Source organism: Citrobacter sp. RHB35-C21, assembly GCF_013816515.1.
In the GTDB taxonomy this organism is placed as follows: Bacteria; Pseudomonadota; Gammaproteobacteria; order Enterobacterales; family Enterobacteriaceae; genus Citrobacter; species Citrobacter braakii.
Genome location: NZ_CP057147.1, coordinates 2,010,464 through 2,030,797, shown reverse-complemented (window position 1 = coordinate 2,030,797; position 20,334 = coordinate 2,010,464). Strand labels below are relative to the sequence as shown.

The window sequence follows — 20,334 nt, the reverse complement described above, 5'->3', positions numbered from 1 at the left end:
AGTGGATCGCCCTAATATTTCCACTATGTGGATAACTCAGTCTAAATCCATCTCCACTACTTCCCCGAACAGGTGTCCGTAAACGTCCATCGTAGTTTTGATGTTCGAATGTCCAATAAGTCGGGAAACCTTCAGAATATCGACGCCTTTATTTGCCAGGCGAGATACAGCAAAGTGTCGAAGATGATGGAATCGCTTAATGCCATAGTCGTTCAGGGTTCTGACGAGAACACCCTGAGTGCCATAGCTGGTAGCGAGGCATGCGCCGGTAAACTGATTGCAGATAAGAGGCTCAGAGGAACCAAGCTTACTTTTATCCAGCAATGCGAAAAGCTCACGCGGCATCCGTACCCGGCGCTCCACACCTCTTTTCAGCCCCTCATGTATCACGCCGTCAACTACATGCCCTCGGATGTCGATCCAGTCGGCTGACACGTCGTTATAAGTAACCGCCAGAACCTCACCGATGCGCAGGCCACAAATCCCGAGCCAGCACGCGATACGCTCACGAACTGGAGCGCTATTCAGTAGCTCCCTGACCGATGATGATGGCGGTATGGTGATGGGTCGACGCTTCCGGCGCGCGGGACGGTCAACAGGGTTAAAAGTGATGAGCCGCTTTTCCACTAGCAGGAAGAAAGCCGAACGAATCCAGCGATGGCAGCCGGTGCGAACCGAATCAACGATATCGCGATGGCTGATATGGAGAATGTTTTTTTCCAGTATCGGCCCGTCTACAGCGAGAAGATCGTGACGGCATTTCGTATAAGACGATAGTCGTATGATATTTTTTTCCAACTTTCCAGCCTGATAGCCAAGATAAAACAGAATTAACTTTCGGAAAGTCCAGGAATGGTCTATTCCGGTCCAGCTGGCAGTTCGACAATCCAGCTCGATATTCTGTTTTTGCCAGAAAAGATGTGCGGCATCATCAATATTCTTAAAGATGCGGCGGCGTCCATGACCGGATTTTTCATCCTTCCAGTGGACGTAATATTTTGATTGTCCATTGGCATCAGTGGATTCTTTTATCGAAGCCATACTGAACAATCCTCTGATTTAAGCTATGTCATTACGATGGGACTGCCCATTGTAATGACGATAAAAAACCGCCCGTAGGCGGTTAGTTAGAAACTTGAAACTATCAGCCTTTTAATGCAGCTTGAATCGCATCTGCTAGGCCAGAGATACCTTCTTTGGCGGAAGTTAAATCGTTATACATTGACCCGCCCTGCCCAGCAGCTGAGGAAGCTGATGCTTTAACAATTTCTAAGGCCGCTTGAACAGCTAAAAGACGTTGAGTTTTTTCATCAGTGGCAATCGCGCCATTTTTAAAATAGTTCTCTAACATGACAATCCCCTTAATTCCCTACCAACTCGGAGGGTTTCAAAATGTAAATGGGGATTGCATTACAGATTTCAATGCCATAATCAAGCCCACCCGCGATGAGCTTTGTAATGGCTACTTATCTGTTTCGGTCGCCATCTCTACTAAGTCAATGAAGTCCTGGCACATATCCAGTCGATGACCATGATCGTCGACAAAGTTATACCCTTTGAATAGCTCTACGATTTCCTCGGGACTTTTCCCATTCAAACGAGGAAACTGCTTTGATTCGTCAACCTGTTTCATCTTCAAATCTCCAATCAGTAGGTTATGACCAGGCCACTTCAACGCTGGAAATTGCATTCCATAGCAGTGGCATTTATCAATACTCTCGGGTTCCTTCTGCCGTGCACACGGCGCTAATGAATGCACCGTCAAAAGGTCAGTATTTTGATGCCCACATCAAAAAAGCTGGCTACCCTTATCGCAAAGTTGGCTAACAGCTAGCGGGGATTCGTCCCCGCTTTTTGCCACTTCCCGTTATTCGACTGTCTCACCGAGTCGTAAATACGTTGACACGTCATCCCGGCGGCATAGCGTTCGTCAGCGATTCCAGCATAACGTTTAGCTTCTTCTGCAATATCTCCGAGCATGTTGGCGAGCACTGCGGCGTCGGCGTCGGTTGTTTTGCTTCTGACGGCAGCGGCAAGATCTGCGGTGTGCTTTGCGGCGTCCAGACGGGTGGCAAGTTTTGTTGCTTCGGTACGCAGCTGGCTAACAGTGGCAGACAGACCAGCAGCAGTGGCGGCATATTTAGTGGCTTGTGCTTGTGCATCTTTTACAGCCTCATCACGGGAAATAATTCGCCCTTGTTCAATCATGCGGGCAGCGGTCTGCGCGTTCGCTGTTTGCGAGGATTCCGCGCTATCACGTTCCGCCCACTTTTTTTCCCAACCCCGATCGCTCCAGACATCACCAGCGATAAACGAACAGACCACCAGCAAGAGAACTGCAGCAGGTTTCCACCAAGTCTTTATCGCGGCAAGGATCGTAGCTGGATTCACTGGTTTATCCCCCAGCAAGCCAGAGCGCTTTCCTGGTCTCGCCTTTCTACCTGCCCATAGCAGCCATTTTTCTGGCCTTTGGTCAGACGACAATCGCGGCCACCGTCTTTAATCCACCAGCGAATGGCTTCACAGGCTCCTTTACGGTCGCCAGCATTGATGCGCTTATAGAACGTAGACGGGAAGCATTTTCCGGGGCCGATGTTATACGGACAAAAAGATGCGATCCCGGCTTTCTGTGGCTCGGTCAGTGGCACCTTGATATTTCGCTCAACCCACGCCAGCGCCTTGTCGCGTTCAATGGTGTTTACCTGGTCGCATTTCTCAGCTGACAGCTTCATGCCCTTCACTACCTGCTTGCCATCAACCATTGTGGCTCCACGACAAATCGTCCAGAGCCCGCCGCCGTCGCGATACGCCGTCAGGCTGTTACCCTCTTTCTCATCCAGAAACTGATCGAGAATAACGGGCGCGGAAGCCCCGGCAAGAATTAAACCAACGACCGCTGCGCTCAATCTATTCTTCAGCTTTGGTGACATTGCCATTAAGCCGGTCCTCCCTTTCCTTTTTCCTGTAATACCAGTTCACTGCACAGGTAATAACGGTGCATGCAATACCGACAATAATTGCCCAGTCACTCAGGTTTAACCCTGCAATTCTGTCGGCCAACATCCAGGACACCTCTTTTGCGGTTTTAGCTGTTTCGGCATATGCCTTCGCTGATACACCGCAGCCGGTCAGCGTGGTGCCTGTTCCATATGAAAGTCTGCTGTAAATGGTGCTCATTCTGGTCATAGCCTCACCTCCGATTCTTCGGATGGCGCAGTGTGTGATGAAAGGGTCAGGCTTCACGGGCTGGATTTATCAACAAAGCACGTAGCGGATGATTCCCGTGAGCCTGAAATGAAAAAGGCCGCCATATGGCAGCCTTTATAACGAGAGTTTTATTGTTCAGAGGCACTCCATCCAACAAACCACCCACGGTTATCAGGATTATAACGGAGTGCTTTTGGATGAGCGCTGAACCAAAAGGTCAGTATTTTTACACAGCAATTTTGCAAAAAGCAGCGCCCATTCAAAACTGGGTCGCTTTTCAGTCACTCCGGGAAACCCATCATCGCAGACTGGAAAACTTTTACTGGAGCGGGCAGCGGGAATCGAACCCGCATCATCAGCTTGGAAGGCTGAGGTAATAGCCATTATACGATGCCCGCATTATGGTGCCGACTACCGGAATCGAACTGGTGACCTACTGATTACAAGTCAGTTGCTCTACCTACTGAGCTAAGTCGGCATTGGTCCGCCACCGGGGCCTCGAACCTCGTACTACAACATTTAGTTGCCGCTCTTCCCGATGAGCTAGTGGCGGTCTGGTGGCCCTTGCTGGACTTGAACCAGCGACCGGGCGATTATGAGTCGCACGCTCTAACCACTGAGCTAAAGGGCCGGGGGCGAAATGATACATAAGGCAAACTAGCCACGCAATATCAATAGTTATCATGGCTGCTACCGCCCCCGTCTGATATCGTTATATCGCCAAAAGTAACTACTCAGATAAGGATGGATATGTCTCAACAAAACAAGCCCCAGGGCGAAAGCAAACCTCAGCAACCTGCGACTCCAAAGCCAGTACCATCTCAAAGTACTACTGACTTTGCGACACAACGTGTATTCGTCGGAGATTCTGCTGATTCAGTCAAAGAATACTTAAAAAAACAGCAGAAATAAGCATTGCAACTACCGGGGCGAGAATAGTAAACATTCTCGCCTTATCTAAACAATTGCGAATTTTTTCATTCTCTAAAAGCAACTCACTGGCTGTATCATTAAGATTAACAAGCCGATATCTCCGAATCAGAGGTAAGGGATTTTCTACCCCCTGATATCCAGCATCATAGAACATTTGATAAGTGACTTTCTCAATTGCCTTATAACTCTGAGTATACAGAGCGTGTGGGGGGGCATATATTAACCCTCTCATTTTTACAGATAATCCTGAATGAACTAAGTAAATAGCGCACCAGGTCCATAGAACTGTAAAAGCGGCTATACCCGCAGTTAGAAAATCAAAATTCGTTTTTTGTGTGAGAAGTAGAAAAGAAGATCCAATACCAACAATCTGAATGCTCAGAAGCTTGTAACCATTTTCGACGTTAGTTTTGTTAGAAGTTTGAATCTCACGAATTACCTCTTCTCCCTGCTTTTCCAGAAAGTCTACGAGATTATCGTCAGCACTCAAAAAGTAATCTGAAGGTAATTTTTCCACTTCCTCGTCCTTACATCGCTCAATGAGAATGATCTTACCCGAATATTCTTTCCAAGCGAACAGCCCTTGCTAGAAACGACAAAGCCCCACCATTGCTGGCAGGGCTTAATTTGCTTGGTCTAGTGCAGACGCAATAACCTATGATTAGGAGCATACACGACAACTTCGGACAAAATCAAGCTTAAAGTAGCTAATATGCTAAATTTTGTTCACATCATCACGAAAGCTCGTTGCATCCTGAAACACCGAGTCTGCTTTTTGTTCTTCCCTGTGGCAGACGTCGACAAGCACCTCCAGAAACGGTTTCCAGTTGCGAGTCCATGTTCTGACGTGTAGCTCCGGAACACGCTTCAGTATTGCTTTATAGGCTGCAGTAGACGGCACCCCAGAAAATCCATTTCCGCTGCAGCGCTCGCAGGTTTTAAACACCGGCGCGCCACGCTCGCCTGTGGCTTTGCGGTCGAGCACCTCACCTTTGCCGCCGCAACGGCATCGGGCCAGCAGCTCCCCCTTACCGTTACATGCCGCGCATCTACGCTTGACCAGTTCATGCCTGATTTTCGGAGGTACGATTTCCATACCGTCAGAGTTGAAGACTCCAGGGTGTTTGATCACATCCTCATAATGAGAGGTTAATCCGCTGCCACTGCAGCTGTGACACGTCACGGTGGTTTCCGCTGAACGGGAGTATTCGGCAAAGGCGAATTGTGCGAGCACCAGCATACACCAGCCAAACTCCCCAGCAGCGGCTTTACGTACATTCCTGGGCGCCGACTCCATCGCATGACGCGCCAGCGCCTGAACTGCGAGCTGCTCATCGCTTTTGCTGATCCCGGTCTTACCAAAGAAGGCAGCCAGACCAAACCGCGCGCGGCTGCTGGTGGTACCAATGGCCGCCATAACATCAGTGCCGGTGATACGATCCGGAGAGGTTCCTTTCACGTCGTCGCTGATATGCATTCCCTGAGGGCTGAAGTGTTTTAGCGATGCCTCAAGCTTCATTGTTCGCACTCCCCAACCAGATTAAGAATGACCGCAGCGCCGTTGTCTTCCATGTATTCGTCCTTTCCACTTGCCAGAAACCAGCTGCAAACCTCTACAGCTTCAGCACGTGTCACAGGTTTGATGGTCGCCAGCAATTTTTCCAGGTATCGCTCACGGTCGTACACAGATTCATGGTGCTCGGAATAACCAAATTCGTAACCGAGTTCCTGACCTGAAGTGTGGCGAACGCTATAGAGCCAGTCCCAGTAAACAAACTCACGAACAACATCTGACAGTGTATGAGGCTCTGGCAGAACGTCACGATAGCCATCAACATATGCGCGACGCTGATCATCAATTTCATTCATACGACTGCCGTCAATGCTTCCATCTCTCTTTTCGTCTACTGTCCATCCCCACTGGTAATCATCAGTAAATTTTGGGGAAGACCTGATCACTCGCTCGGCCTCTACGTCCTCCATCGCTGCTTCATAGCTGCCGAACGTAGCGCGCACATCAGCAGCTTTCTTGATGTTTTCCCGTGCATTCTGAATAGCACGCACCGGGTTATCCATGCCGATGGTACCGAAAGCTACCTGGAAAGGATCACCGCCATTCGCCAGAAGATAACGGGAATACCGTTCCTCGGCCTCTTTTGGAGAGATTTTAATTTTCTCCAGCGCGGCTTCTGCTGCGTCCAGATGTGCCGGTTCATTCAGGCGGATAACCTCCAGTACCCACAGATAGGCATCAGTCTGTTTATGCCCGGTGATTCTCCGTTGCTCAGGTAGAGGTTTGATGTTTGCCAGGGCTGAGCTGTGCGCTGCCGTCGGGATGGTGAATAGTGCTTTATGTTCGTTGTTATCTGTACGCATTACGCAGCCGCCTTTTTCTTGTGGAAAACCAGCTCACGAACCTGATCGCCGTTCATGAGCATATTGTTGAAATCATCGTGATCGGGCCAGTACACGCTCACTCGCTGTAGGTCATTCTTTGCCAGCAGATTGGCATGAGCGCATTCATAGGCCGCAGCCAACCCGGTAGCGCTGTTCTCGTCACGGTCAGCAAAAATAATGAGGTGCTTAACGCCAGCCGGAACGCGGAATTTCTTCATGAAGTTGGCCGTCATGGTTGCCCAAGTATTTACGTTATAAATCTGGTGCGCAGACAGAGCCGTTTCGATGCCTTCGGCGATACCAAGTGTGCTGGCCACCGGGAACATCCTGATCGCCACTGAACGGGCGTGATCAAGATAGTTATCTTCCTGCAGGGATTTTTGTCGCTTTGCACTGGTGCCGATATCTGCCTTTTTTGCGCCATCGAGTAATGTCTGGTGCAGATAGCACAGTTCTCCTTTATCGTCGGTGGCGAGGGAATAAAGCGACTGATACACCCTCCCTGCATGGCGCTGCTTATCGTTGAAGCGGATCGCTTCAAGCGGCAGACTGAAAATGCCGCGCGCGTTGAGATACGCAGCACCAGAAGTGCCACGCAACGGCTGCAGCTTCGCGAACTTATTCAGAACCTTTGTACGCAGGCTGGTAGCACTGCTGCTGACCGGGATTTTTACACGCTGAAAATCATTACCGATCAGGTGGTCTATTTCCCTGCAAACCTCATTAAATGGCTTCCCCTGTGTCAGTGTGACAAGCTTCATACCGTCACCGCTGCCGCAGGTACAAATCCACGTCCCCCGACCGTCGCGGTCGTCAATACGTAGCTTGCCGCGCGCTCCACATACCGGACATTCGCCTTTAAAGTGGTTTTTACCAGTGATCGGCGGAAGGCCGAAGTGCTCAAAGATGGTAGGCCAATGCCCAATTGCTGCTTCTGCCGTCTTCATGCTCGTTTTCCTAACTGCTGTTTGATATCGCTAATCACTTTCTGTGCTTGCCGAATGGAGGATGGCGCAGGTGCACCAGATGCCGCCTGCATACGTTTGGCCTTCTCCTGACCTTTCGCATAAGCGATCAATTTGTGCCGGATGAAATTCGAAACGGTCGGTGTGATCTCCATCGGGAAATCGCTCAGCCCGTTAGGCCACTCGTCAAAACGATCGCGAAAAGTGTTTGCGCACCAGCCATCACTAACGGGCTTTTTCCCCTGCGATACTCGCTGGCGCTGATAGAATTTGATCTGACTCCACCAGGCCTGTTTCTCTGCCTTCGTGGGCAGATGCTGGTCTTTACCCAGCTTTTTGAGTTTGCGGCCGGTATCAGTATCGACGTCCTCACCGCCCAGCGGCTTATGTCCGCATTTCGGGCATACGTACACACCAGCGGGTTTCATGTAGTGGCATTGAGAACATTCATGGGGGAGTTTTTCGGCCCGTTCCTCAGCTGCACGGCGCGCGCTTTCATCCATGCCGTCAGACTTACCGGGGAGATCGTCATACTCAATAGAATCCGGATAACCGAGGCGGTGCACGGTGCCACTGTGATCAAAGATGAGGCAAGATTCTTTACCCGGTGCGGTGCGCAGGCCACGCCCGAGTGCCTGCAGCCAGCGAATTTCGCTTTTTGTTGGCCTGGCGTAGATGATGCAGCGAACATCACTATCGAAGCCGGCCACCAGAACGCCCACACTAACGATGATTTTCGTTGCGCCAGTTTCAAAGCGGTGAATGATGGTCTGGCGCTCATCCACTGGAGTGTCGGCGGTCATGACCTCAGCGTTAACACCAGCCTGGTTAAACTGGATTGTCAGGAAATTGGCGTGAGCTACGTTGACGCAGAAAGCAATGGTAGGCAGATCCCGGCCATTCTCCAGCCAGTTCTGTACGATGTCGCCCACCAGCGTAGAGCCACACATAATTTCAGCCAGCTGCGTTTCGTTGTAATCGTTGCCGTATTCAAGCGAAGACTTGGTTTTTACGCCTTTCAGATCCGGCTTTGTTGGCGCGTAAAATTCGTATTTACTCAGATCGCCACGCTGGATTAACTCGCCGATGGTGGTCGGCTTAATCAGTCGGTCATAGTATTTACCAAGGAACGGGGAAAAAGGCGTACCCGACAGACCAATCACCTTTACGCCTTTGCCGCGCAGCCGTTCGATATCCTTCAGGATGCGTTTTTTACGCAGGTGTGCTTCGTCGATAATCAGCAGATCAATATTTTCAGGAAAAACACGACGAATAAGCGTGTCGGCGCTGGCAATCTGAATTTTACGGGCTGGATCGTAGTTCGGGTGATCCGCCCAGATATAACCGATTTCATCCCCCGGTAACCCGTACTCCACAAAGCGATTGGCCGTCTGACCAATCAGGATAGTGTACGGTGCACAAAACAGAACGCGCATACCACGGCTGACGAACCCGGCAACGATGAAAGCGGCAAGACCAGTTTTACCGCTGCCAGTTGGCGAGTACACCATGAAGGTGTCGTTTGCCTTCCAGTCACGGCGCAACATGTTTAACGCTCTTTCCTGTGCAAAATTCGGCGTAATCGTCAGCTCCATTGTGCTGCCCCCGTGCTGATGAGATAATAATTTTGTGATGTGGTTTTCATGGATTCCCCCTCACATGGCTGGCGGCCTCCCCAAAGGCTGCCAGCCTCCCTTCTGATTCAGCTCCTCTGAAAAATCACTCTTCCAGGAAGAACCCTTTTCGTTTCTCAGCGCCTGAGCGCTTTGTACTACCTTGCTGATACAGGCGTTTTTTTAAATTGCGCCCTTAAGACAGTGATCTACTTAACCAATGGATCTCTCCTGTTGGAAAAGACCCTATTCCTACCCCTGCACCCAATCCCCCCTTACCCCCCTTTCCCTCTTCCCCATAAAAACGTACTACCTCCCTAGTACACATGAGGAGTTGGGTCAGTTGGTTGCCAACCTGAACAGGCACCTTTAAGCCTGCTTCTGTTCAGGTACCTTTAAACCCGAAACAATCAGGAGCGCTGTCGCGTTCCAGCCAGGGGAGGTTCGGCGGTATACCCCTGTAAAGCTCTGCCCTGATTTCTCACAAACAGGCGAAGCCTTGTGTTTGCTTCATGCCTTGCCCGGTTCTCCTTGCGGTACGAAACGGGTTCGGCCTCGAACGTCTCCTGATACACAGTTGCATAACGCTGGAGCGCTTTTTGTCGTGCAGTGGGTGTCAGGCTGAATAACTGCTGCTTAATCCACTCGGCATCCGCTTGTGAGTAGGTTTCCGGCAGGATTGAGTTATCGAAGTTGCTCTCCGGTATGTTCATCGGAAAAAACCTCATCCAGACTGGTTTCATATCCGAGCCGCTTAAAAGCGCTCACGATTCGTTTCCCCACCTCAATGTCAGGGATTCGACGACCAGTTTCGTAATGGCTAACTGCCCCCTGAGAACTGGCAATCAATGCGGCCAATTCTCCCTGCGTAACCTTTGCTTTCAGCCTTAGGCTCTTGATTCCGCTCATTCGGATAGTTCCTATCTAAATAATACATAACGTACTATACACACTTTAAACAATAATACAAAATGGAACTTGTTCAAAAAATACGGATTGTAATAATCATGAACATGAAACAGAGATGGCAGGACCTGGCTAAATCCAGGATGAAAGAAGTCGGAATGACTCAAGAACAGCTAGCTGAAGCTCTAGGAATAACCCAGGGTGGGCTAGGTCATTGGTTGAACGGTAGACGTGAACCCAACCTGGAGGTCATAGCAAAGATTTTTAACATACTTAAAATGCCAGGTTTCGTGGTGAATGCTGATGGAACGGTCAGTGACTCCAGAGCCGATCACAATGTGACATTCATCGGAATTAACGAGTCGAAAGGAAGCTACCCTGTAATTAGCTGGGTAAGTGCAGGGGATTGGATGGAAGCTGTAGAGCCATATCATAAGCGGGCTATAGACCGTTGGTACGATACAACTGTGGAATGTTCAGAGGATTCATTTTGGCTGGACGTGCGAGGTGATTCAATGACATCACCAGTCGGCCTAAGCATTCCGGAAGGTATGGTTATACTGGTTGATCCTCAAGTGGAGCCTATCAACGGGAAATTAGTTGTAGCAAAGCTTGATGGAGACAATGAAGCCACTTTCAAAAAACTGGTTGTCGATGCTGGTCAACGGTTCCTCAAGCCGTTGAACCCTCAATATCCGATCATTCCTATAAACGGTAATTGCCGTATTATCGGCGTCGTGGTAGACGCAAAAATAACCAACCTACCATAGTGTACAAGCCGCGAAAGCGGCTTTTTTTGTGCTCCCCGCCACGAAATCAATCAAAAAAACCTTTATAAACATTAAGATAAAAAATAATACATCAGATTAATCCGTTTTGTATTGACGTTATTTAATACGTTATGTATTGTTATGTCATCAACAAGCAAACGGAGCAAGCAGATGAGCACTCAAGAATTGGTGTCGGAAAATGGTCCTATCCATAATCTAGTTATGGATATTGATCGGGTGGTTAACGCGCTTGAATATGCCGAATCTGATCCAGATACTGGCTATAAGCCAGCTGCCCTTATCCAGATTTGCATTAACCAATTAAAGAGAAACCTTTCAGTTATAAATAAAGAGATTGGGAATGGCTGGCAGGAGAATAAATAATGAATAATGAAACCGTCACTTTAGATAAAGAAGAAACAAGCAGCACAATTCTAAAATGGTCACATGATGTGCGCTGCTGTGAATGTTCGTTATGGCTTCTTTTAGAACAAATGACGAGCATTGAAGAAGAACGAGAACACGCTTTAATTACTTTGGTAGTCCAGACATTGAATGATTTAAACAAGAGCATAGCTGACTTCGATACTTATAAACTTTAAATAAAAAAAATAAATTTACAAACACTTATTTGGGTAGATGCAAACTCACCTTGAGGAAATGAAATGCAAACTTCAATTTCTTTTAACAAGCCAATTAAAGCGCCTCAAATGTTATTTGGCTCTGACAATATTAATGATTTTGGAAACAGAGTTAAGAACTGCAGGATGGAAGGTGATTCAATGCAGCCGACTATCGAACCCTGTGAGGTAGTGGCTTTTGTGGATTGTGGAGGCCGCGTTCTTACACCCGGTATATATGTTTTTACGGGCGATGTTTTCGGTCGTAGCTGCCTGTTCATTAAGCGAATAGAGCCATTGCCGAACGGCGCATTAAAGATTATTTCTGACAATCTCCATTACCAAACTTTCACGCTTAATGCTGGTGAGCAAAAAGACATGCGTATCCACGGAAGGGTTGTCGCTTCTTTGGCTGTGAGGCACTTCATATGACTTTCATTATAGATAAATCGGCATATAGAACAGCATGCCTTTATGCGTCCTGCGGTTACGAGGTAATCGCGCGGCTTTACCTAAAAAAAGCATATGGGAGATAGAAAATGTGGAACCCAAAGACGGCTGGGATAGATGAAATACTTTTAGAGGCAGAGAACCTAAACACCATTCTGGAAATAGTAATAAGCAATAGTGAGTTAAACACAAATCAAAAGAATTCTTTGCTAGGTATGGCTCTTAATGCTTCGGCGAATTTATTGTACTGGTGTGAAGCAGAGGAAAAGCGACGTGAATAATTTAATCAATACGTATCGCCACAGAATTCTTAAATCTGCGCTATTACGCCATCAGCGAAAAACAGGAAGCACCTGCATCATCATTAATATGCCTAAGGGTGGAATTAACACTATCGAATTAACAGAAATACTAATTGACGGCCTGTTGAGGCGATTCGAAAAAATGATCCTCAGTGAGTACGGAAATATTGAAGGTGTAAAAGCCATCCGAGGAATTTACAGCAACGCCGTAGATGTGAATGGCAGCGGTGAGTTCCTGACAGAAAGCGGAAAGGCATTAATCGACGAGCTCATTTCTGAGCTGGTTGAGTTTGCCAAGAAAAAATCAGTCACAGCGGAAACAAGCCATGAGTGATCAGACACCAATTATCACGCACGAACCAGTAAATATCGTGCTGACGATCGAGAACGGAAAGGTTATCCACGCGCGTCCGGTTCAGAACGGCGAGGTTACAGCATCGCTTGAGACATTTCTATGGATGGCAGAACGAGCCGGTTACACGGTAACCCCACCAGCAGGAGGCAAGGACAATGGCCCTGACAGCGATACGAATTCCTGAGTGGGTGCACCTGCAGGCGGTCAATATACTCCGCCAGTTCAGAGCCAGGCGAATTCATCCCTGCCGTATGCACGGCTCCGGAAACTTGAGCCTGAGGGTTAATCGCCGCTGGCGGTTACTGTCCCGTGACGGCGGCCAGAACTGGGAAGTAATGAGCCATGAACGATACAGCAAACTGAAGGACAGAAAATGAAAATCCAATACCAGGACTATGGCGCCGTAGCGAACATCGTTATCACCAGTACGGTGTTTGAGTTCCGTAAACATAACCGGGTTGTCAATGCCACGCAGCTCTGCACACCAGGCATCATTGCAACCCGTAGTGGGATGTTCTTCATGAAGACGGCTTTATCAGGTAAATCTCGCGACATGCTACGTGCATATAAAACTGTTCAGCGGGAGGCTTCACGATGAAGTCATTCCTCCTATCTATGCTGTTTGGCCTGTTATTGGTGGCCGCTATTTTCGGGGCGTTGATTGAGTACAAATTTATGACGAGTTTCGGAGGTTAACAGTGGAAAAATCGCATATCAATACTGAAAACATGAACACAATTCACGACTGCCTGTCCCAGCTCGTGATAGCTGAAGAGACTCAGATCAGCATTGAAGATCAGTTGGCTAAGTCAAATAGCAGCAGTGAGTGGAGTGTTTGGCGTAAAAAGGCAGAGAACGCTTTACGGGTTGTAAAAGCAAAGCGTCGCATCATTACGGCTCGCCTTGCTGTTCTCCGCCAGATTGAAAAAGAGAACAACATGCAACTCCACCAGCAACATAACGATTACCTGGTTGCTGAGTTGAAAAAGATTGTTACCCCATCCTCTTTTGAATGCTGTGTTCGTCGGGCTACTGAAAAGCTGGGGGGGGTTTAATTGAATAAGGCATTTGAAATATGGGTGCGCCAACGGTACGGGAACCGTTACGACCTTACTCGAGACATTGAAGGGTTTTACTGTCGGGAAGTAACGAGAAGAATGTTTGATGTGTGGTGCCACTGTCGTGGCCTGAGCGTGGTGTGAGGTGGGTATGAGTGATATTGAAATGATAGACGAAAAAGAAGTGATGAAGATGATCCGGGTTTCGTCTCGTATGACCATCTGGAAATACACCAAGCATCATAATTTTCCGAAACCGATCCGCACCCACCCCAAACAGTACTTACAATCTGAGGTGGAAGCGTGGATTTTAAACGGCGGAATTAACCCGAAATCTTCCTGATATGCCAGAATATCTTTTCAGCATACAGCTCATAGGCGGCTTTCTGTTCAGCAATCCATTCATGCTTGTTATAAACAGAAAGTACGCCGCCCAGTTCATGCCCCAGCATTTTTTCAATTACGTGCGGGGCTACCCCTTCCTCTGATAATCTGGTCGCCAGGGTCCTTCTGAAATCATGTGCGGTAAACTCCCCTATCCCCAGTGACGCCTCAATCCTTCTAAGAAATCGATTTGCGCCGGAAATAGTCATAGATTTTTTTAAATCTGGCCCCGGAAAAAGAATATCCCCGTACGTCATTTCTGCTTTTTTCAGTAAACCATCTGCAGCGTCAAAAATTGGACGCCGGATGATCCTGTTCGTTTTACTTTTCTCTGCCGGTACCGTCCATACACCTTCATCACGATCAAACTCCCCCTTTACAGCCAGGCGAAGTTCACTGTTCCTAGCACCGTAGAGCATCAGTAACTGATGAAATAATCTGTTTGATGTTGATGCCCTGCTTCGTTCTATAGCCAACCATATCTTAGCCAACTGGTTATAACTGAGAGTCACTTCACCGACCGAAGATTTGACGCCAACATCCTTTGGTTGCAGCAACATCAATTCGGTTGTACTTATAAATTGTCGCCGCGTACACCAGCCAATCGCAGATCTAAGTTGTACCAGCAACTGACGAGCACGGCGAGGGTTTATTCTTTCTTCTTCAGTGAAACGCTCAACCCATAAACGAACCGGAATTTCTTCAATGGGCATGCCAGCAAAGGCATTACTCATGTGCTTTATAACAGTAGACTTATAGAGAGCTTTTGTTTTTTCCCTCAGCGCCGTATCAACATAGTTTTCTTCCCAGTAATCCAGACAGTCTTTTACCGTTGGTTTTTTCTTTGACTTATTGATACCGGCCATTAATCGCGGATCGATACCTTTGTCGACTGACTCTCTTAAATCTGCGACCATGTTACGTGCATCACGTAGAGTAATTGCTGGATACCGCCCCAAGCCAAGACGGTGCTGCTTTCCATCCCATCGAAAACGAAACTGGAAGCTAATCACCCCCCTTGGTGTGATGCGGATGCCCAGGCCATCAGAATCAGTAATTTCAGATGGACCAGAATATGGTTTACCATAGATAGAACGTAGCTTAGTGTCGCTGATAGCCATTTTAGTATTTTGTACTCAATGATTTTGATGTTTATGTACTTACTATGTACTCAATATCGCATGTACCAATCTTAACAACAATATCTATTCGTGTACAAAAACAGACAATCAACGACAAATTCAAAGCATAAAACCAATTATTTCATATACATATTACATCAGGCGTGTACATCAGGTGACAGTTAAAAACGACAACATACAGAGCACATTCCTCTTTCACGATTACGAGACCTTTGGTACCCATCCGGCGCTGGACAGACCCGCGCAATTTGCGGCTATCCGCACAGATAGCGATTTCAACATTATCGGTGAACCTGAAGTCTTTTATTGCAAACCCGCAGACGACTATCTGCCGCAGCCTGAGGCGGTGCTGATAACCGGTATCACACCGCAGGAAGCGCGTGAAAAAGGAGAAAATGAAGCCGCCTTTGCTGCGCGCATCCACGCCCTGTTCACCGTGCCGAAAACCTGTATCCTGGGCTATAACAACGTGCGCTTCGATGATGAAGTGACGCGCAACATCCTGTATCGCAATTTCTACGATCCCTACGCCTGGAGCTGGCAGAACGATAATTCACGCTGGGATCTGCTGGATGTGATGCGCGCCTGCTATGCCTTGCGTCCTGAAGGAATTAACTGGCCGGAAAACGACGACGGCTTACCCAGCTTTCGCCTGGAGCATTTGACCAAAGCCAACGGTATTGAACATGCCAATGCCCACGATGCGATGGCCGACGTATACGCCACAATTGCGATGGCGCAATTAGTGAAGTCGCGCCAGCCGCGCCTGTTTGATTATCTCTACAGCCATCGCAATAAGCACAAGCTGGCCGCACTGATTGATGTCCCGCAAATGAAGCCGCTGGTCCATGTTTCGGGGATGTTCGGCGCATGGCGCGGCAACACCAGTTGGGTGGCGCCTTTAGCCTGGCATCCTGAGAATCGCAACGCGGTGATTATGGTCGACTTAGCCGGTGATATTTCACCGCTGCTGGAACTGGACAGCGACGCGCTGCGTGAGCGGCTCTACACTGCTAAAGCTGATCTGGGAGATAACCCAGCCGTGCCAGTTAAACTGGTGCACATCAACAAATGCCCGGTACTGGCACAGGCGAATACCTTGCGCCCGGAAGATGCCGATCGCCTTGGCATTAACCGCCAGCATTGTCTGGATAATCTCAAAGTACTGCGCGAAAACCCGCAGGTTCGCGACAAAGTGGTGGCCATCTTCGCCGATGCGGAACCCTTTACGCCATCAGATAACGTAGACGCACAGTTGTACAATGGTTTTTTCAGCGATGCCGACCGTGCCGCAATGAAAATCGTCCTGGAAACTGAGCCGCGCAATTTACCGGCGCTGGATATATCCTTTGTCGATAAGCGCATTGAAAAGCTGCTGTTTAACTACCGCGCACGTAACTTCCCCGGAACGCTGGATGAAGCCGAACAGCAGCGCTGGCTGGACCATCGTCGTCAAATATTCACACCAGAGTTTTTGCAAAATTACGCCAATGAATTGCAGATGCTGAGCCAGCAATATGCAGATAACAAAGAGAAACTGATGCTGCTGAAGTCACTCTGGCACTATGCGCAAGAGATTGTATAACTCCCACGTATAAAAAAACCGGAGAACATGTCTCCGGTTTTTTTTATCTAAATACAGCTATTACGCGATATCTTCGTCGTACTGTGGCACCGGGTTACGGAAACTTTTGGTCACGCAAGCCAGGTAAATCAGACCAATAGCGGCCCAGATCAGACCCAGAACCATTGAGCTCTCTTCCAGGTTCACCCACAGCGCACCAACGGTCAGCGCACCGCACATTGGCAGGAACAGATACTGGAAGTGGTCTTTCAGCGTCTTGTTACGCTTCTCACGGATCCAGAACTGGGAGATCACCGACAGGTTAACGAAGGTAAACGCCACCAGCGCACCGAAGTTAATCAGCGCCGTCGCCATCACCAGGTCGAAGTTAATTGCCAGCAGAGCAATCGCACCAACCAGAATGATGTTCATGGACGGAGTACGCCATTTCGGGTGGACATAACCGAAGAAACTTTTCGGGAACACACCGTCACGCCCCATCACATACATCAGACGCGCTACGCCTGCATGCGCCGCCATACCTGACGCCAGTACGGTAATGGTAGAGAAAATCAGCGCGCCGACCTGGAAGAACTTACCAGCGACATACAGCATGATTTCCGGCTGCGAAGCGTCCGGATCCTTGAAGCGTGAGATATCCGGGAAGTACAGCTGCAACAGATAGGTGGAGACGATAAAGATCAGGCCACCAATCAGCGCGGTCAGGAAAATCGCCCGCGGGATCACACGTTCAGCGTCTTTGGTTTCTTCAGACAGGTTGCTGATACCGTCAAAACCGGTGAACGAGAAGCACAGAATAGTCGCTCCCGTGATCATCGGGATCACATGCGCATCACCTGACCAGAACGGACGGCTGCTCGCCAGCGTACCGGCACCTTCCCCTTCGAACACGCCATAAACGACCATGCCGAGGATCACTGCAATCAGCACCACCTGCAACAACACGATAACGGTGTTGAAATTCGCAACAGATTTCAGGCTGCGCAGGTTAAAGGCGGTCATAAAGGCCACCAGCGCCACCACGAATATCCATGACGGTATCGACGGCACCAGAGCTTCAAAATAAATTTTCGCCAACAGAATGTTGATCATCGGTGCGAACAGGTAGTCCAGCAGTGATGACCAACCCACCATAAAGCCAACGGTCGGGCTAATGGATTTCTGGGCATAAGTGTAGGCAGAGCCTGCAGACGGATAGCGACGCACCAGTTTACCGTAGCTCAGTGCGGTAAAGAGGATGGCGATCAGTGCAAAGGCGTAAGCTGTCGGGACGTGACCATCGGTCATTCCTGATACGATACCGAATGTATCGAACAGCGTCATCGGCTGCATATAGGCAAGGCCCATCATGACAACCGGAACCAGCGTAAGCGTTTTACGTAATTCCACGCGAGAGGTGTTTGGAGTAGCGTTATGCGACATGGTTATCCCCCATTACGGCGAAAACCGTCGCGTAAGCAAAAAATTGCCCCATTTTTTGTTAATCCTCAGCGACAACAACTGTCGATTTTTAAGTAAGTATCTATCCGGTACGAAGCCCGGCCTCTTTTATGAATGATTGGTTTGATGCAAAAAAATAACCGACGCGTATTAAAACGTCGGTTAATGTCATTTTTTGCAAGCGGCGTATTTTGCACTAATTTGGAGAGAAATAACAAGAGATTGAAGCTACTACAAAAGAATATTTTTTCTTAACTGATTGATTTATCAGCAGCCGTTTTAACGTACACCCCCGCAATAGCACTATTTGCTAAAATCTCATCTCGCCACCAGGCACTGGCCAACCCGGCAGTCTGTTCATTCCAACCTATCCACACGGGTTCAAAGATAATTTGTGCGACTACCTTTTTCTCAATCAGAGCGCCGCTCTCCAGAAATCGCTGCGCCAGATAGCGCGGAATATAGCCGCATCCCAGACCACTGATTTGCAGTTCCAGCTTGGTTTTGAAGTCAAAAACGGTGATGGCTTCCTGATCGTCGAGCACCTGAGAGCCCGAAACGTTGGCATGCTGTGCATTGTCGCCCACCACAATCGCGCGAAATCGCCGAATAGTGCGACGATTCAACGGCTCCTGTTCCTGCGCCAGCGGATGATGCGACGCAACCACAAACACCTGCTCCAGAACCCCTAGCTGCGCAAAGCCAAATTCGCTCGCGGCAGGCGGTTCATGCGTGGCGCCGACAATAATATCTGCCCGCCCCTGAGTAAGGGCATCCCAGGAGCCGCCCAGCACGCCATTGATAAATTTCAGGCGCGTCACACTGTGGTGTTGATAGAAAGATTCGATGAGAGGGGCCAGCAGCGAAAAGGGAAACGTATCATCTACGCCAATAACCAGTTCATTCTCCCAGCCTTCGTGAAGTTTAATCGCCTGCTTTTCGAGTTCGCGGACGGTGTGCAACACCTCCCGCCCCTTTTCCAGCAGCATCTGCCCGGTACGGGTAAACTTAGCCCGATGGCCGCTGCGATCGAGTAGCTGAATATTAAGATCGCTTTCCAGCTTATGGACGGTGTAGCTAAGCGCAGACGGCGTCTTAAACAATTTTGCCGACGCCGCAGCGAAACTGCCCTCTTTTTCCAACGCATCGAGGATGATAAGAACGTCCAGCAGTGGTTTCATACTCGCCCCCTGGCGGTATCAGCGGCACTCTGCTGGTCTGTCACTCCATCGGCATCACCAGCGGGTCAGGATACTGGTACTCAAACCCAAGCTCGTTACAAATACGGTTGCCATCAATGACTTTACCTTTACCGTTATCCTCATTACCACGAAATTCCGGCGGCTCCATCCCCAACTGGCGGGCCATCTGTGGATAGAACACATTGCGCGCCGGATGCATAGGCGCACATATATTATAGATGTGTCCCCCTTTTGGTGCTTGCAGCAGCAAAGAGATGGCGGAAACCACATCATCCAGATGCACCAGATTTACGCCATGGTGTCCATCTGGTGCCGTCTTGCCAGCGAAAAAACGACCGGGATGTCTTCCCGGGCCGACAAGTCCGGCCAGGCGCAAAATATCCACCGAAGTGCCGGGTAAATTGTGCAACCAGTCTTCAAGTTCTTTCAAAACGCGACCACTTGCCGTGACCGGGTTACGCGGAGTCCCTTCTTTCACGATGCCTTGTGCATCGCCATAGACCGACGTCGAACTGGTAAAAATAATCCGCGGGATACGGTACGCCAGCGCACTGTCGACCAGCTCCTGCATAGCCTGCAGGTAAAATGTCTCCCCCGGACCGCTACGGCGCGCAGGTAGCGTAATAACCAGCGCGTCGGCGTCCATCAGTGCGTCGAGATCGTCTGTCTCACAGACCAGTTCAGGCTCCAGGCGCAGCGAGTAGCTCTCTATACCACTCATGCGGGCCGCTTCCACCCCATCCAATGTGGTTTTGCTGCCGGTAACCTGCCAGCCTCTCGCCGCCAGCGACATAGCTAACGGCATGCCTAACCAACCTAAACCGACAATTGCGACCTTTTTCATGCCTTCTCTCCTGACTTTTGGCCTATAACGCAAGGCTACGCTAGCCCACAGTGGCTGACAATTCATAGTATCAATATGAAATGAATTAATGATCAAAAAAAGCCCTTGCTTTCCGTAGCTAAAGTGGTTTAGGTTAAAAGACATCAAATGAATAAACATTC

General features: G+C 49.0%; 26 protein-coding genes, 3 tRNA genes and 1 pseudogene. 11 read left to right on the top strand and 19 right to left on the bottom strand.

Translation table 11 applies throughout. From position 1 onward, the window contains the following. Nucleotides 1-36: 36 nt before the first annotated feature. A complete protein-coding gene (locus tag HVZ39_RS09690; RefSeq protein ID WP_181633531.1) occupies nucleotides 37-1,041 on the bottom strand; it encodes a tyrosine-type recombinase/integrase in 1,005 nt (334 codons plus the stop codon). A gap of 103 nt (nucleotides 1,042-1,144) precedes the next feature. Next, on the bottom strand, nucleotides 1,145-1,351 hold the full coding sequence (locus HVZ39_RS09685) for a hypothetical protein (protein ID WP_048236545.1): 207 nt from the start codon (nucleotides 1,349-1,351) through the stop codon (nucleotides 1,145-1,147). Nucleotides 1,352-1,611: 260 nt separating this feature from the next. Between HVZ39_RS09685 and HVZ39_RS09680 the strand changes: the two genes are divergently transcribed. Then, complete coding sequence (locus HVZ39_RS09680) at nucleotides 1,612-1,827, top strand: KTSC domain-containing protein (protein WP_071891841.1); 216 nt, start codon at nucleotides 1,612-1,614, stop codon at nucleotides 1,825-1,827. Between the two features lie 3 nt (nucleotides 1,828-1,830). On the opposite strand, the gene HVZ39_RS09675 is transcribed toward HVZ39_RS09680, so the two are convergent. From HVZ39_RS09675 to HVZ39_RS09615, 13 genes are all read right to left on the bottom strand, one after another. Next, complete coding sequence (locus HVZ39_RS09675; protein WP_109017995.1) at nucleotides 1,831-2,376, bottom strand: DUF2514 domain-containing protein; 546 nt, start codon at nucleotides 2,374-2,376, stop codon at nucleotides 1,831-1,833. An 11-nt stretch (nucleotides 2,377-2,387) separates the two neighbouring features. Then, a complete protein-coding gene (locus HVZ39_RS09670) occupies nucleotides 2,388-2,936 on the bottom strand; it encodes a lysozyme (RefSeq protein ID WP_088732005.1) in 549 nt (182 codons plus the stop codon). Next, the gene (locus tag HVZ39_RS09665; protein WP_048236547.1) at nucleotides 2,908-3,186 is read right to left on the bottom strand and encodes an HP1 family phage holin; all 279 of its coding nucleotides are present in this window, start codon (nucleotides 3,184-3,186) and stop codon (nucleotides 2,908-2,910) included. The genes HVZ39_RS09670 and HVZ39_RS09665 overlap by 29 nt, the downstream gene beginning before the upstream one ends. A 344-nt stretch (nucleotides 3,187-3,530) precedes the next feature. Next, a tRNA-Gly gene (locus HVZ39_RS09660) sits at nucleotides 3,531-3,605 on the bottom strand. Nucleotides 3,606-3,609: 4 nt separating this feature from the next. Beyond that, nucleotides 3,610-3,685: transfer RNA gene (locus HVZ39_RS09655), tRNA-Thr, on the bottom strand. Nucleotides 3,686-3,762: 77 nt separating this feature from the next. Further along, a tRNA-Ile gene (locus HVZ39_RS09650) sits at nucleotides 3,763-3,838 on the bottom strand. A 249-nt stretch (nucleotides 3,839-4,087) separates the two neighbouring features. Beyond that, nucleotides 4,088-4,657: a hypothetical protein gene (locus HVZ39_RS09645; protein ID WP_109017990.1), complete on the bottom strand. Its 570-nt coding sequence runs from the start codon at nucleotides 4,655-4,657 to the stop codon at nucleotides 4,088-4,090. A 198-nt stretch (nucleotides 4,658-4,855) separates the two neighbouring features. Continuing rightward, nucleotides 4,856-5,659, bottom strand: coding sequence for an antitermination protein (locus tag HVZ39_RS09640; RefSeq protein WP_109017991.1), 804 nt, complete (start codon nucleotides 5,657-5,659; stop codon nucleotides 4,856-4,858). After that, nucleotides 5,656-6,516, bottom strand: a complete 861-nt coding sequence (locus tag HVZ39_RS09635) for a hypothetical protein (RefSeq protein WP_048214548.1) — start codon at nucleotides 6,514-6,516, stop codon at nucleotides 5,656-5,658. Before HVZ39_RS09635 ends, HVZ39_RS09640 begins: the two co-directional genes overlap by 4 nt. Next, on the bottom strand, nucleotides 6,516-7,484 hold the full coding sequence (locus HVZ39_RS09630) for a toprim domain-containing protein (protein WP_048214549.1): 969 nt from the start codon (nucleotides 7,482-7,484) through the stop codon (nucleotides 6,516-6,518). Before HVZ39_RS09630 ends, HVZ39_RS09635 begins: the two co-directional genes overlap by 1 nt. Further along, on the bottom strand, nucleotides 7,481-9,097 hold the full coding sequence (locus tag HVZ39_RS09625; RefSeq protein ID WP_181633530.1) for a DEAD/DEAH box helicase: 1,617 nt from the start codon (nucleotides 9,095-9,097) through the stop codon (nucleotides 7,481-7,483). Before HVZ39_RS09625 ends, HVZ39_RS09630 begins: the two co-directional genes overlap by 4 nt. Before the next feature lie 428 nt (nucleotides 9,098-9,525). Continuing rightward, entirely contained in the window at nucleotides 9,526-9,828 is a 303-nt protein-coding gene (locus tag HVZ39_RS09620; RefSeq protein WP_044702867.1) for a hypothetical protein, read from the bottom strand. Further along, on the bottom strand, nucleotides 9,800-10,024 hold the full coding sequence (locus HVZ39_RS09615; RefSeq protein WP_044702869.1) for a helix-turn-helix transcriptional regulator: 225 nt from the start codon (nucleotides 10,022-10,024) through the stop codon (nucleotides 9,800-9,802). The genes HVZ39_RS09620 and HVZ39_RS09615 overlap by 29 nt, the downstream gene beginning before the upstream one ends. Before the next feature lie 98 nt (nucleotides 10,025-10,122). Here HVZ39_RS09615 and HVZ39_RS09610 point away from each other — a divergent pair, with 98 nt between their 5' ends. From HVZ39_RS09610 to HVZ39_RS09570, 9 genes are all read left to right on the top strand, one after another. Then, a complete protein-coding gene (locus HVZ39_RS09610) occupies nucleotides 10,123-10,791 on the top strand; it encodes a LexA family transcriptional regulator (protein ID WP_044702870.1) in 669 nt (222 codons plus the stop codon). A 171-nt stretch (nucleotides 10,792-10,962) separates the two neighbouring features. Further along, a complete protein-coding gene (locus tag HVZ39_RS09605; RefSeq protein ID WP_061549021.1) occupies nucleotides 10,963-11,175 on the top strand; it encodes a hypothetical protein in 213 nt (70 codons plus the stop codon). Then, nucleotides 11,175-11,393 carry a hypothetical protein gene (locus HVZ39_RS09600; RefSeq protein WP_044702873.1) on the top strand — a complete coding sequence of 73 codons (219 nt, stop codon included), beginning with the start codon at nucleotides 11,175-11,177 and terminating at the stop codon, nucleotides 11,391-11,393. The genes HVZ39_RS09605 and HVZ39_RS09600 overlap by 1 nt, the downstream gene beginning before the upstream one ends. 63 nt (nucleotides 11,394-11,456) lie before the next feature. Beyond that, on the top strand, nucleotides 11,457-11,843 hold the full coding sequence (locus HVZ39_RS09595; RefSeq protein ID WP_181633529.1) for a S24 family peptidase: 387 nt from the start codon (nucleotides 11,457-11,459) through the stop codon (nucleotides 11,841-11,843). Nucleotides 11,844-12,134: 291 nt separating this feature from the next. After that, the gene (locus HVZ39_RS09590) at nucleotides 12,135-12,497 is read left to right on the top strand and encodes a hypothetical protein (RefSeq protein WP_003826258.1); all 363 of its coding nucleotides are present in this window, start codon (nucleotides 12,135-12,137) and stop codon (nucleotides 12,495-12,497) included. Further along, complete coding sequence (locus HVZ39_RS09585; protein WP_003826255.1) at nucleotides 12,490-12,702, top strand: hypothetical protein; 213 nt, start codon at nucleotides 12,490-12,492, stop codon at nucleotides 12,700-12,702. The genes HVZ39_RS09590 and HVZ39_RS09585 overlap by 8 nt, the downstream gene beginning before the upstream one ends. Nucleotides 12,703-12,891: 189 nt before the next feature. Next, nucleotides 12,892-13,116 (top strand): hypothetical protein, encoded by a 225-nt coding sequence (locus HVZ39_RS09580; RefSeq protein WP_181633528.1) that lies wholly within the window; start codon nucleotides 12,892-12,894, stop codon nucleotides 13,114-13,116. A gap of 100 nt (nucleotides 13,117-13,216) precedes the next feature. After that, nucleotides 13,217-13,573 carry a hypothetical protein gene (locus tag HVZ39_RS09575; protein ID WP_249419327.1) on the top strand — a complete coding sequence of 119 codons (357 nt, stop codon included), beginning with the start codon at nucleotides 13,217-13,219 and terminating at the stop codon, nucleotides 13,571-13,573. A gap of 154 nt (nucleotides 13,574-13,727) precedes the next feature. Beyond that, nucleotides 13,728-13,919: an AlpA family transcriptional regulator gene (locus HVZ39_RS09570; protein ID WP_061549023.1), complete on the top strand. Its 192-nt coding sequence runs from the start codon at nucleotides 13,728-13,730 to the stop codon at nucleotides 13,917-13,919. Here the strand turns inward: HVZ39_RS09570 and HVZ39_RS09565 are convergent. Further along, on the bottom strand, nucleotides 13,900-15,081 hold the full coding sequence (locus tag HVZ39_RS09565) for a site-specific integrase (protein ID WP_181633527.1): 1,182 nt from the start codon (nucleotides 15,079-15,081) through the stop codon (nucleotides 13,900-13,902). The genes HVZ39_RS09570 and HVZ39_RS09565 overlap by 20 nt on opposite strands. A gap of 175 nt (nucleotides 15,082-15,256) precedes the next feature. On the opposite strand from HVZ39_RS09565, the gene sbcB reads away from it, so the two are divergent. Further along, entirely contained in the window at nucleotides 15,257-16,687 is a 1,431-nt protein-coding gene (gene sbcB, locus HVZ39_RS09560; protein WP_181633526.1) for an exodeoxyribonuclease I, read from the top strand. Between the two features lie 60 nt (nucleotides 16,688-16,747). Here the strand turns inward: sbcB and plaP are convergent, their stop codons facing one another. The 3 genes and pseudogenes from plaP to HVZ39_RS09540 all read right to left on the bottom strand — a co-directional run bounded on the left by plaP (nucleotide 16,748) and on the right by HVZ39_RS09540 (nucleotide 20,173). After that, the gene (plaP, locus tag HVZ39_RS09555; protein WP_016153551.1) at nucleotides 16,748-18,109 is read right to left on the bottom strand and encodes a putrescine/proton symporter PlaP; all 1,362 of its coding nucleotides are present in this window, start codon (nucleotides 18,107-18,109) and stop codon (nucleotides 16,748-16,750) included. A gap of 214 nt (nucleotides 18,110-18,323) precedes the next feature. Next, nucleotides 18,324-19,308: pseudogene (locus HVZ39_RS09545) on the bottom strand (LysR substrate-binding domain-containing protein). Between the two features lie 40 nt (nucleotides 19,309-19,348). Further along, the gene (locus HVZ39_RS09540) at nucleotides 19,349-20,173 is read right to left on the bottom strand and encodes an SDR family oxidoreductase (RefSeq protein ID WP_016156891.1); all 825 of its coding nucleotides are present in this window, start codon (nucleotides 20,171-20,173) and stop codon (nucleotides 19,349-19,351) included. Nucleotides 20,174-20,334 lie beyond the last annotated feature (161 nt).